The organism is Minwuia thermotolerans (genome assembly GCF_002924445.1).
GTDB lineage: Bacteria > Pseudomonadota > Alphaproteobacteria > Minwuiales > Minwuiaceae > Minwuia > Minwuia thermotolerans.
Genome location: NZ_PIGG01000031.1, coordinates 418,253 through 429,926, shown reverse-complemented (window position 1 = coordinate 429,926; position 11,674 = coordinate 418,253). Strand labels below are relative to the sequence as shown.

General features: G+C 68.7%; 11 protein-coding genes. 7 read left to right on the top strand and 4 right to left on the bottom strand.

What is annotated here, in order from left to right; all coding sequences use genetic code 11:
* Window positions 1–9 precede the first annotated feature (9 nt).
* From CWC60_RS09900 to CWC60_RS09890, 3 genes are all read left to right on the top strand, one after another.
* On the top strand, window positions 10–549 hold the full coding sequence (locus tag CWC60_RS09900) for a hypothetical protein (RefSeq protein ID WP_109793819.1): 540 nt from the start codon (window positions 10–12) through the stop codon (window positions 547–549).
* Between the two features lie 136 nt (window positions 550–685).
* Entirely contained in the window at window positions 686–1,288 is a 603-nt protein-coding gene (locus CWC60_RS09895; protein WP_109793818.1) for a GNAT family N-acetyltransferase, read from the top strand.
* A 28-nt stretch (window positions 1,289–1,316) separates the two neighbouring features.
* A complete protein-coding gene (locus tag CWC60_RS09890) occupies window positions 1,317–2,201 on the top strand; it encodes a hypothetical protein (RefSeq protein WP_109793817.1) in 885 nt (294 codons plus the stop codon).
* Here the strand turns inward: CWC60_RS09890 and CWC60_RS09885 are convergent.
* From CWC60_RS09885 to CWC60_RS09870, 4 genes are read right to left on the bottom strand one after another with little or no spacing between them, the layout of a single operon-like run.
* On the bottom strand, window positions 2,158–3,333 hold the full coding sequence (locus CWC60_RS09885) for a CCA tRNA nucleotidyltransferase (protein WP_206419862.1): 1,176 nt from the start codon (window positions 3,331–3,333) through the stop codon (window positions 2,158–2,160). The two genes, CWC60_RS09890 and CWC60_RS09885, sit on opposite strands and share 44 nt — an antisense overlap.
* 56 nt (window positions 3,334–3,389) lie before the next feature.
* Window positions 3,390–3,653 (bottom strand): DUF6111 family protein, encoded by a 264-nt coding sequence (locus CWC60_RS09880; RefSeq protein ID WP_109793815.1) that lies wholly within the window; start codon window positions 3,651–3,653, stop codon window positions 3,390–3,392.
* A gap of 2 nt (window positions 3,654–3,655) precedes the next feature.
* On the bottom strand, window positions 3,656–4,258 hold the full coding sequence (locus tag CWC60_RS09875) for a CoA pyrophosphatase (protein ID WP_109793814.1): 603 nt from the start codon (window positions 4,256–4,258) through the stop codon (window positions 3,656–3,658).
* Window positions 4,259–4,263: 5 nt separating this feature from the next.
* Window positions 4,264–4,857 carry a DUF1285 domain-containing protein gene (locus CWC60_RS09870; RefSeq protein WP_241147916.1) on the bottom strand — a complete coding sequence of 198 codons (594 nt, stop codon included), beginning with the start codon at window positions 4,855–4,857 and terminating at the stop codon, window positions 4,264–4,266.
* A gap of 79 nt (window positions 4,858–4,936) precedes the next feature.
* Between CWC60_RS09870 and CWC60_RS23885 the strand changes: the two genes are divergently transcribed.
* From CWC60_RS23885 to CWC60_RS09850, 4 genes are read left to right on the top strand one after another with little or no spacing between them, the layout of a single operon-like run.
* A complete protein-coding gene (locus CWC60_RS23885; protein ID WP_206419861.1) occupies window positions 4,937–5,953 on the top strand; it encodes an AAA family ATPase in 1,017 nt (338 codons plus the stop codon).
* A 6-nt stretch (window positions 5,954–5,959) separates the two neighbouring features.
* Window positions 5,960–6,859: a DUF58 domain-containing protein gene (locus CWC60_RS23880; RefSeq protein WP_109793812.1), complete on the top strand. Its 900-nt coding sequence runs from the start codon at window positions 5,960–5,962 to the stop codon at window positions 6,857–6,859.
* Complete coding sequence (locus tag CWC60_RS09855) at window positions 6,856–9,600, top strand: DUF4159 domain-containing protein (protein ID WP_206419860.1); 2,745 nt, start codon at window positions 6,856–6,858, stop codon at window positions 9,598–9,600. The genes CWC60_RS23880 and CWC60_RS09855 overlap by 4 nt, the downstream gene beginning before the upstream one ends.
* Window positions 9,601–11,667, top strand: coding sequence for a hypothetical protein (locus CWC60_RS09850; RefSeq protein WP_109793811.1), 2,067 nt, complete (start codon window positions 9,601–9,603; stop codon window positions 11,665–11,667).
* Window positions 11,668–11,674: the final 7 nt, after the last annotated feature.

The window sequence follows — 11,674 nt, the reverse complement described above, 5'->3', positions numbered from 1 at the left end:
GGGAGTTTCATGATCAGGGCCGTTTTCTTCGTACTCATCATGGCCGCGAGTGTCGGTCTCGCGCAGGCGCGTGAAGTTTCCATCGGCGCGTTCGAGGGCGTCTGGCGCGGCAGCGCCGTTTCCGAGAGCGATATCAGCACGCATTTCCGCGTCACCGCGCGCGATATGGACGTGGAAATCCGCGGCGAGAGCGGCGGCGGGTTCTCGGTGCGCTGGGCCACGATCCTGCGTCAGAAGGGCATTCCGGACGCCCCGGTCGAAGTGCTGAAGGAGGCCCGGGTCAGCTTCGTGCCCGATCCCGACCGCAAGAAGGTCTGGCGTTCGGCGCGCGGCGGCGATCCGATGAGCGGGGAAGGCTACTACTGGGCCCGGCTGGAGGAGCAGACGCTGACCGTCTACGGCCTGGGGGTGGCGGCGGACGGCACGGCTGAGCTTCAGGTCTACCGCCGCACGCTCACCGATCTCGGCATGGAACTCGAGTTCATCCGTACCGTCGACGGGCAGCCGGTGCGCACGGCCCGCGGCAAGCTGATCAAGTTCGCGAAGTAGCAGCGCCGGGCGGCGCGATTGTGCACCGCACATCTCCTCTTGAAAGTCGAGGAATCGAGAACACCTCAGCTGTTGTGCGGCGCACAAGATCGTAGCCGCAAATGGGGAGGAAGGCTCGTCCTTTAGGAGGTCTTCCATGCTTGCCGATCACGAACTTTACGGAACCGGCAGCCTTGGCCGTGTCACGATGCGGAAAATCACCTCTCTCGAGCGCGATCTCCTGCGCGATCATTTCCTGTCGCTGGATCCGGTTTCGCGGCGCATGCGCTTCTGCAGCATCGTCAAGGATGCCTTCATCGTCCGCTATGTCAGCCGCATCGAATGGCTCAGGAGCACCATCCTCGGCGCCTTCGTCGATGGCAAGCTGCGCGGGGTCGCCGAACTGATTGCCACGCCCGAGGTCTGGTCCGGACGTGCCGAACTGGCGATCTCGGTCCAGCCCGGTTTCCAGAACCGGGGAATTGGCGCATCCCTGCTGGAGCGGATACTCGACATGGCCCGCAACCGCTTCGTAAGCCGCGTCGAGATGATCTGCCTGCTGGAGAACCATCGGATGCAGCGGCTGGCGGGAAAGAACGGCGCAACCCTGAAGACCCGCTTCGGCGCCGTCGAGGGACGTATCACGCCGCCCTGGCCGAGCTATCTGACCTTGATGGAAGAAGCGGCGGCGGAGGGCGAGGCGATGTTCCGCGCATTTATGGACGTGCCGAAATTGTCGGACCGCCGTGACGCTGGTTGAAGCCGTGCCGCCATGCCAGTCTGATGGCATGGTTTCCGAAAAGCATCCGGAGTTCGAATTGCTCGCGGTCGTCGACTTCTCCGCCGCCGCGAGCCCCGGTCCGAAGCGGCCCACGGAGAATCGCTGCTGGGCAGCGCTGGCCGTTCTGGGGCGGCGGCTCGATCCGGTCTACTGCCGCACCCGGCAGGATCTGCTGGAACTGCTGCACGGGGCGCTGGCGGAGGTCGCTGGACCGGCTCTGATCGCCTGGGATTTTCCCTTCGGTTATCCGGTCGGCAGCGGGCTGGGCGGCGGCCGGGCGGCGGCGCAACTGCTCTTCGGGCTGGTCGAGGACGGACCGAAGGACGCCAACAACCGCTTCGACGTGGCGGACCGGCTCAATCGCCGGATCGGCAACCCGCCCGGACCTTTCTGGGGGCGGCCCCGAACGCAGGCGGCGGAAACGGTGTACGAGACGCGCCCGCCATTCGGCCATCATGGCTTTACGGAGTGGCGCCTGGTAGAGCGCCAGGTTCGGGAGGCCGGACACAAGTCCATTCAGAGTGTCTGGAAGCTCGCCTATGCCGGTTCCGTCGGCAGCCAGGCCCTCATGGGCCTTGCCCTGATCGAACGACTGAACCGCAGCCTCGACCGGTCGAGACGCACACTCTATTGGCCGTTCGAGACGGGCTGGAATGCCGATCTCGATGGCGTGGTGCATGTGGAGTGCTGGCCCACCCTGTTTCCGTTCGAGGACCAGCCTTACGCCATCCGCGACGCGCGGCAGGTGGCAGCGACCCGCGACGGCCTGCTGGGTGCGCAGAACGAGGGATATCTTGTCGACATGCTCGCTGCGCCTGCGTCACTGACGGCGGCAGAACGGGAGGCGGTCATGACCGAGGAGGGCTGGATCCTGGGCTTTCCGTCTCGCTGATCCGCCGTTCGAGCTCGGCGAGGCAGGCCTCCCGGTCGGCTGTGAAGTCCCCCGCGATCCACCAGTTCTCGACAGCCTTCAGTAATTCGCCGACGGCCGGGCCGGCTTCGATGCCGCGCGCTGTTGCGTGGCGTCCGCTGAGGGGGAACCTCGGCGGGCGCCAGTTCCGAGCGGTCTCCGCCGCCTCCGGCGTGACCGCCCCGCCCCGGGCATGCGCCAGTGCAAGTCGGTCCGCTGCGGCTTCTCCGCCGGAATGGTAGACGATCCTGCGGATCGCCGCGGCGTCGGTGCCGGCGTCATCGGGCAGGGGTTCCACAGCGTTCACGACGCGTGCGGCCTCGCGGCGCGAAAGCTTCCACCGTCTCGCCACATCCTCTGCAGCGCCGGCGCCGGCCTTCGGCAGCAACGCCGCCAGCCTGAGTTCCGCGTCGCACGCGCCAGGTAGCGCGTCGGAGACGGAGAGGTCGCGGCATTCGGGCAGCACACGGCCCAGGATGCCGCTTTCCGCCATCCCGTGCAGCGTCTCGGCCGCCCAGGGCCCGGCCAGCAGCCGCTTCGTCTCGTGCCAGACACGCTCGGCCGACAGCTGTTCGAGCCCCTCCGCCAGCGCGGCGCATGCCTCGAGGCCCGGCGGGTCGAGGTCGAGTCCGATCTGGGCGTGAAAGCGGAAGAAGCGCAGGATTCTCAGATAGTCCTCGCGGATGCGGGTCGCCGCATCGCCGACGAAGCACAGCCGGCGCGCGCGCGCATCTCCGAGGCCCCGGCCGGTCGGGTCGTAGAGCTGTCCAGCCTGGTCGGCATAGAGCGCATTGACGGTGAAATCCCGCCGTGCGGCGTCCTCGGCCCAGTCGGTCGTGAACCCGACGACAGCCCGGCGGCCGTCGGTCTCGACGTCGCGACGCAGGGTCGTGACCTCGACGCCCTGACCCTCCAGCGCGGCTGTCACCGTGCCGTGCTCGACGCCGGTGGGCACCGCCTTGATGCCGGCCTGCTGCAGCGCTTCGATCACGCGCTCCGGTACCAGGGTGGTGGCGATGTCGATGTCGCCGGTCGGCCGGCCCAGAACCCAGTCGCGGACGCAGCCGCCGACGTAACGGGCCTCGCCGCCGGCCGCCTCGAGAACCGCCAGCACGCGTCCCGCGGCCCGATTCCGGCGCCAGGGCGGCGGGGCAGGGGGCGTCCCCCGGGTCATTCGGCGGGCCGGGTTTCCGCCGGCTTGATGACGCCGTCCTCATAGCGCGGCGGGATGTATTCACCGCCCGGTTCGCTGCCCATCATGAAGGCGAGCACCGCCATGGTGATCACGCTCAACGCCAGGCCGCTGGCTGTCAGCCAGAGCCAGGGGACCATGGTGAGCCCCTTGTTTTCCCGCCGTTTCGCGATCAGCCAGTAGATGCCATAGAGCACGAAAGGCAGCAGGAACGGCACGACGTGGATGATGAAGCGGCGCATGATCAGCGCTCGTCCGACAGACGCTCGTAGAGGTTCATCAGCATGCCGGCCGTCGCGCCCCAGATGTAGTAGTCGCCATAGGGCATCGCCCACCACCTTCTTGGATTGCCATTGAACCAGCCCGTATGACGATGATGGTTGGCGCTGTCGAGGAGAAAGGCCAGCGGCGTCTCGAAGACCTCGGCGACTTCGTGGGGGTCGGGCGTCGGATCGAAATCCGGGGCCACGATGCCGACGACCGGTGTGACCGAGAAATTGGTGACGGTGCGGTAGACGTCGAGGCGACCGAGGATTTCCACACGGTCGCGCACGATGCCGACCTCCTCCTCGGTTTCCCTCAGCGCCGTGTCCTCCGGCGATTCGTCGTGGGGCTCCATGCGCCCGCCGGGAAAGCTTATCTGGCCGGCATGGGCGCGCAGATGCGCCGTTCGGCGCGTCAGCAGCACCGTCGGTCCGTCCGGACGGTCGACGATCGGAACCAGGACGGCGGCGGGCCTGAGGCTGGTTTCGCCGGGAGGCGAGTCGGGCGTCAGGTCATAGTCGGAATGGCCCCAGGCCGGTTCGGTCGGCCGGAGGATGCGGCTGCGGATGTCGTCGGGTTTCATGGCGTTCAGTCCAGCGGCCTCCCGTCGCTGCGGCCGATGACATGAAAGCGGCCAGCGCTCATCACCCCCTGGACGGCGACGCCGTCGATCTCGCGCTCCTCGGCGATGTCGACCAGGTCGTAGAAGACGCTGCGGGCCAGGAGTCCTTCCAGCCGGTCGCGGACCAGGACGAGGGGGGTCGGTTCGCCGGTCCCGGGGTCCACGGGAACCCTGAGCGGATGAGCCTCGTCCAGCGGCGCCACATCGCCGGTATGGGTGCGGAAGAACAGCGTCTGATCGTCGCCCTCGCCCTCGCGGTACATCTCGCTGACATAGAGGGGCGCGACATCGACTTCGATCGCCAGCCGTTCGGCCGGGGTGACGAGGTAGTGGCGGCCGTCGTCGTCCTTGCGCAGCACCGTCGAGAACAATCTGACCAGCGCCGGCCGCAGGATCGGATCGCCCTCATGGTACCAGGTGCCGTCGGCGGCGATGCGGATATCGATCTCGCCGACATTGGCCGGATCCCAGAGATGCACCGGCGGATAGGATTTCCGCGCTTCCGCGTCCAGGGTTTCCGCCAGCTGGTCGATCCTCAGATGGTTCTTGTCGGGGCTCACGCCATTCACTCTCGGCTTCCTTCCGGCACATCGCCGTAAATTGATCCTGCTCACGGGGAATCGTCTCGCAACCCGCGCCATGCTCAATATAATCATCTTCATGCAAAACGTCAGCGAAGCGGGCGAGGACCTCGCCCAGGAAGTGGAAGCGCTGGGCGAGAAGGCCCACCGCATCCGCGACGCGATCGGAAAGGTCATCTTCGGGCAGCATTCGGTGATCGACGAGACGTTGGTGACCCTGCTGTCGGGCGGTCATGTGCTTTTCATCGGGGTGCCAGGCCTGGCCAAGACCAAGCTGGTGGTGACGCTCGGGGCCGTGCTGTCGCTCGACAGCCGGCGCGTGCAGTTCACGCCCGATGTCATGCCGGCCGATATCCTGGGTTCCGAAGTGCTGGAGGAATCCGACGCAGGTCGGCGCTCCTTCCGCTTCATCCAGGGGCCGGTCTTCTGCCAGTTGCTGATGGCCGACGAAATCAACCGCGCCAGTCCCCGGACCCAGTCCGCGCTGTTGCAGGCCATGCAGGAATACCATGTCTCCGTCGCCGGCGAGCGTCATGAACTGCCCCGGCCGTTCCACGTGCTGGCGACACAGAACCCGCTGGAGCAGGAAGGCACCTATCCGCTGCCTGAGGCGCAGCTCGACCGCTTCTTCATGCAGATCAACGTGCCCTATCCGGATATCGAGGCCGAGCGCCGGATGCTGCTTTCGACGACCGGTGCGGAGGAAGTTTCGCCTGGCGCGGTGATGACCGCGGACGAATTGATGAAGGCGCAGCGGCTGGTCCGCCGCCTGCCGGTCGGCGACAGTGTGGTCGAAGCGATCCTGACGCTGGTGCGGTCCGGCCGGCCCGAGGAGAGCGGCGACGAGGAGATCCGCCGTCATGTGGCCTGGGGACCCGGACCGCGCGCATCGCAGGCGCTGATGCTGGGCGTGCGCGCCCGCGCGTTGCTGGACGGCCGCTACGCGCCGTCCGTGGATGATGTCGCTGCGCTGGCGCCGCCGATCCTGCGGCACCGCATGGCTGTCAATTTCGCCGCGCGTGCCGACGGCGTCACCGTCGAGCAGATCGTCGCGCGGCTCGTGAGCCGGCTCTAGCCGCCGATGGCCCTGGCTCCCCCGCCGGCCCGGATCGATCAGCGACTCAGAAAGCGCGCCGACCGGCTTGCCGGCGCGATGGCGCCGCTGCTGGTCGAGGCAGAACGCGTGGCGCAGACCGTCAGCCAGGGTGTGCACGGCCGCCGGCGGGTCGGCGAAGGTGAGAGTTTCTGGCAGTTCCGTCGCTATCAGCAGGGCGACCCGGCCTCGTGGATCGACTGGCGTCAGTCGGCCAAGCGCGTGCCGACCTATGTGCGCCAGAACGAGTGGGAGGCGGCGCAGGCCGTCTGGCTGTGGCGGGACGGCTCCGAATCCATGGATTTCCGCTCGCATCTGGGACAGACCACGAAACTCAGGCGCGCCACCCTGCTGACGCTGGCGCTGGCCTCGCTGCTGCTGCGCGGCGGCGAGCGCGTGGCCTTTCTCGGCATGGACCGCCCGCCCGGGTCTTCGCGTGCGCTGCTGGAGGATTACGCCCTGGCGATCGAGAAAGGGCTGGTGGAGGACCATTCCAGCCTGCCGCCGTCGGCCAATCTGCCGCGCTATGCCCAGGTGGTGCTGATCGGCGACTTTCTGACGCCCCTGGACGAGGTCTCGGTCTTCCTGCGGCGGTTCTCCGCAGTTGGCGTGGGCGGTCACCTTCTCCAGATAATGGATCCGGCGGAACATCGGCTGCCCTATGACGGTCGGGTGGTGTTCGAAAGCCCGGAAGGCGAGGGCGAAGTGCTGATCGGCCGGACCGAATCGATTCACGAGGAATATGCTGCGCGCGTCGACCGGCGGCAGGCCGATCTGCGCCAGATCGCGCGCAGTGCCGGCTGGACGTTCGACACCCACCACACCGACCAGCCCGCCCAGGCGGCCCTGCTCTCGCTCTATCAGGCGATCTCCGGGGCCAGCCAGTGAACGCCCTGCTCTCCGCTTTTGCTTTCGGGCAGCCCTGGATCCTGCTGGGGCTGCTCTCGCTGCCGGTGATCTGGTGGCTGCTGAGGGCGACGCCGCCGGCGCCGCAGCGGATAAGTTTCCCGCCGGCGCGGCTGATCTTCGAGATGGCCCGCCGTGAGGAGACCCCGGCGCGGACGCCCTGGTGGCTGCTTCTGCTCAGATTGCTGATCGCCGCGTTGATCGTCGCCGGACTGGCCCGGCCCGTCCTCAATCCCGGCGCCGAGTTCGCGTCATCCGGGCCGGTGGTGCTGATCGTCGACGACGGCTGGGCGGCGGCGCAGAGCTGGCGGGCGCGGGTGCAGACCATGGTCGACATCGCCAATCGGGCCCGGCGGCAGGAACGCCCGGTTATTTTGCTCAGGACGACGCCCGATCCGGATGCGGTGGCGCCGCGCGCGGCATTCATGTCGGCCACCGAGGCGCAGGGCATCATCCAGGGCATGGAGCCCAGATCCTGGCGCCCGGATCACGCCGCCGCCGCGGCGGCGCTGGAAGGGCTGTCGCTGGAGGGCGCGGCCAATCTCTACTGGCTGTCCAACGGCCTTGAAGGAGCCGACGCCCGGGCATTGATCGAAGCTGCCCGCCGCATCGGCACCCTCACCGTCATCGAGCGGCCCGCGGGGGAAAGCGTGACGCTCGTGCGCTCGGTCGAGGGCGCGGGGGCGCAGGTGGAGGTGCGGCTGGAGCGCGACATCGATACCACCGCGGAAACAGCGATGGTCCGGATGGCCGCCGAGGACGGTCGCATCCTGATGCGCCGTCCTGTCGCCTTCGAGCCCGGCATGCGCCAGACCTCTTTGACCGAGACGCTGCCGGTGGAGGCGCTGAACCAGATCGCCCGGGTCGAGATCGAAGGCCGCCAGAGCGCAGGGTCCTTGGCGCTGCTCGGCGACGGCCTGAAACGCTACCGCGCCGGTCTGGCGGGCACGCGCGAGCCGGAACGCGCCCAGCCGCTGCTTTCCGATCTCTACTACCTGGAGCGCGCACTAGCGCCCTTCGCCGAGATTCGCGAAGGCGAGATCGCGCGCCTGCTCGACGAGCCGCTGTCGATGCTGGTGCTGGCCGATGTGGGGCAACTGGTGGAACTCGACCGACTGAGGGTGGCGGACTGGATCGAGAAGGGCGGGGTGCTGGTGCGTTTCGCCGGTCCGCGCCTGGCCGAACAGTCCGACGACCTGCTGCCCGTGGCGATCCGCCAGGGCGGGCGCAATCTGCAGGGCGCGATGAGCTGGTCGGAGCCGGCGAAGCTGGCGCCATTCCCCGAAAGCAGCCCCTTCCGCGGCCTGCCGGTCCCCAACGATGTCTCGGTGCGCCGCCAGGTGCTGGCGGAACCGACGGTGGATCTGCCGGAAAAGACCTGGGCGCGGCTGGAGGACGGCACTCCGCTGGTGACAGCGGAGGCCCGGGGCAAGGGCTGGCTGATTCTGGTTCACACGTCGGCCAACACGGCCTGGTCGAATCTTTCGCTGTCGGGGCTGTTCGTCGAGATGCTGCGCCGCATGAGCGCCCTGTCGACGGGTATCGACGTCGAGGCCGAGGACCGGATGCTGGCGCCGCAGACCGTGCTTGACGGCTTCGGGCGCAGCGCCCGCCCGGGTCCGACGGTGCGGCCGCTGAACCAGGCCGCGGTGGCAGAGACCCCCATCGGTCCGCGTCATCCGCCGGGCCTCTACGGGGAGGACGCCGCAGCGCTGGCTTTCAACGTGGGCGACCGGGCGGCGCAGCCGGTGCGCCTGGGTGATCTGCCCGCCGGCGTTCTGCGCGGGGAGATCGGCGGCGATCCGGAGCGCGATCTCGGCCCCTGGCTGCTGGCGCTTGCCCTGGCCCTGCTGCTTGCTGACTTCGTCATCGCGCTCTGGCTGCGCGGCCATCATCGTTTCTCGCGCCGGAGCGCGACGGCCTCGGCGCTGCTCTGCGCCGCGCTGACGGCCGGCCTGGTGCTGGCGCCTGCCACCGGCCATGCGCAACAGGCGGGAGAGGTCGACCGCTCGGTGGTCGAGGACGCGCTGGACATGCGCCTGGCCTATGTCGTCACCGGCGACGACAGGGTGGACCGGATGTCGGCCGCCGGCATGTTCGGGCTGAACGAGATCCTGCGGGCCCGCACCTCGGTGGAGCCCGTGGAGGCGGCGGCCCTGGACATCGAGCGTGACGAACTGATCTTCTATCCAGTGGTCTACTGGCCGATGACCGAGAGCCAGCCGGCACTGAGCGACCGGGCGGTGCAGAAGCTGGACAGCTACCTGCGCACGGGCGGCCTGGTGCTGTTCGATACCCGCGACGACGGCAGTCCGATCGGCCGCGGCAGCGATGCGGGGCCGGGCACCATGCGGCTTCGGCAACTGCTTTCGCGCATCGATGTCGGTCCGCTTAAGAGCGTCGACGAAGACCACGTGCTGGGCCGCTCCTTTTACCTGATGGACGTCTTTCCCGGCCGGTATTCCGGCGGGCGGGTCTGGGTGGAGAATCTCGATTCCTCGGCCAATGACGGCGTCTCGCCGCTGGTGATCGGCGGCGCCGACTGGGCTGCGGCCTGGGCGATGGACGATTCCGGCCGCCCGGTCGCGATGCTGCACGGCGGCGGCGATCAGCGGGAAATGTCATTCCGTTTCGGCGTCAATCTGGTGATGTACGCGCTGACCGGCAACTACAAGGCCGACCAGGTTCACCTGCCGGCCATCCTCGAGAGGCTGGGCCAGTAGATGTTCCTGGATGGCAACCGGCTGGTGTTCGAACCCCTTGTGCCGGAGGCGCTGCTGTTCGTCATGGCCGGGCTCGGCGCGGCGCTGGTGCTGTTCGCGCTGTTCCGGCGCGCGCCCGGCGGGTTGCTGCGACTCGCGCTGATGGGCGCGATCCTGGCCTTCCTGGCGGGACCGACGCTGGTCAAGGAGGAGCGGCGCTATCACGACGACGTCGCCGTGGTGGTGATCGACCGTTCCATCAGTCAGGAGTCCGGCGACCGGACGGCGCAGACCGATCACGCAAGGGCGGCGGTCGAGGACGCGGCCGGCGAACTCGACGGCCTGGAACTGCGCGTTGTCGAGGCCGGCCCGCGCGCCGGGGGGCCGCCGGACGGCACCATGCTTGTGGACGCGGCACGCCGCGCCATGGAGGGCGTACCCGGCGACCGGCTGGCCGGGGTCGTCATGATCACCGACGGCCAGGTCCACGACCTGCCCGAGGAGGGCGACGCCAACCTGTTCGGCGCGCCGCTGCACGTGCTCCTCACCGGCGAGGAAGACGAACTGGACCGGCGCATCGAGATCGCCTCCGCCCCGGCCTTCGCCATCGTCGGCCAACAGGCCACGGCGGCGATCGTGGTGCATGACGGCTCCGGCGCCTCGCAGTTCGCCCGGGTCGCGATCCGCCGCGACGGGGAGCCGCTGGAAACCCGTCTGGCGCCGGTCGGGCGGGAGACCGAGATCGAACTCCCCGTCGGCCATGGCGGGCGCAACATCTTCGAGTTCGTGGTCGAGGCGGGCGAGGGCGAACTGACCCTGGAGAACAACCGCGCCGCGATCGCGGTGAACGGCGTGCGTGACCGGCTCCGCGTGCTGCTGGTCTCGGGCGAACCCTATAACGGCGAACGGACCTGGCGGAACCTGCTGAAGGCCGACCCGGCGGTCGACCTGGTGCATTTCACCATCCTGCGCCCGCCGCAGAAGCAGGATTCGACGCCAATCCACGAACTGGCGCTGATCGCCTTCCCGATCCGTGAACTGTTCGAGGTCAAGATCAACGAATTCGACCTGATCATCTTCGATCGCTTCTGGCGCCGGGGCGTGCTGCATTTCGCCTATCTCAACAACATCGTCCACTATGTCCGCGAAGGCGGGGCGCTGCTCGACGCGGCCGGACCGTCCTTCGCCGGTCCGGCCAGTCTCTACCGCACGCCCCTGTCCAAGGTGCTGCCCGGCGCGCCGACGGGCGAGGTTACCGTGACGGGCTTCCGGCCCGAAGTCTCGGAGATCGGCCTGCGGCATCCGGTGACCGCCGATCTGCGCGGCCCCCTGGGCGATCGCGAATGGGGCCGCTGGTTCCGCCTGGTCGACACGGAGGCGGCCGGGGCCGACGTGCTGATGACCGGGCCGGGTGACAGGCCGCTGCTGGTGCTCGACCGGGTGGGCGAGGGGCGCGTCGCCCAGGTGCTGTCCGACCAGGCCTGGCTGTGGGCCCGCGGCTACGAAGGCGGCGGCCCGCAGGCGGAGATGCTGCGCCGCGTCGCCCACTGGCTGATGAAGGAGCCGGCGCTGGAGGAGGAAAGCGTCACCGCCGAGATCGAGGGCCGGCAACTGACCGTGAAACGCCGCTCCCTGACGCCGGGCCCGAAGACGGTGACCGTGACCGGGCCGGGCGGTCGCGCGCGCCGGCTGCAATTGCAGGAGGGCAACAACGGCCAGAGCTTCGCCCGCATGGATCTGGACGTCGCCGGGCTCTACCGCGTGCGCGACGGCGATCTGCAGTCGGTCGCCGTCCTCGGCAATCTCAATCCGCTGGAATTCGCCGACCTGATCTCGACGCCGGAGAAGCTGTCGCCGCACGTGGCCGCCTCGGGCGGCGCGATGATCCGGCTCGCCGATACCCCGGAGCCGTCCCTGCGCCGCGTCGGACCGGGCGATCGGGCCGCCGGCCGCGGCTGGTACGGACTGGTCGAGAACGAGGCATATGACGTGACCGGAATCAGCCGCGCCCCCGCCGTGCCGCCCTGGGTGCTGGTCATCCTGATGCTGGGCCTCGCACTGTTCGCCTGGCGGCGCGAGAGCCGCTGAGCACACC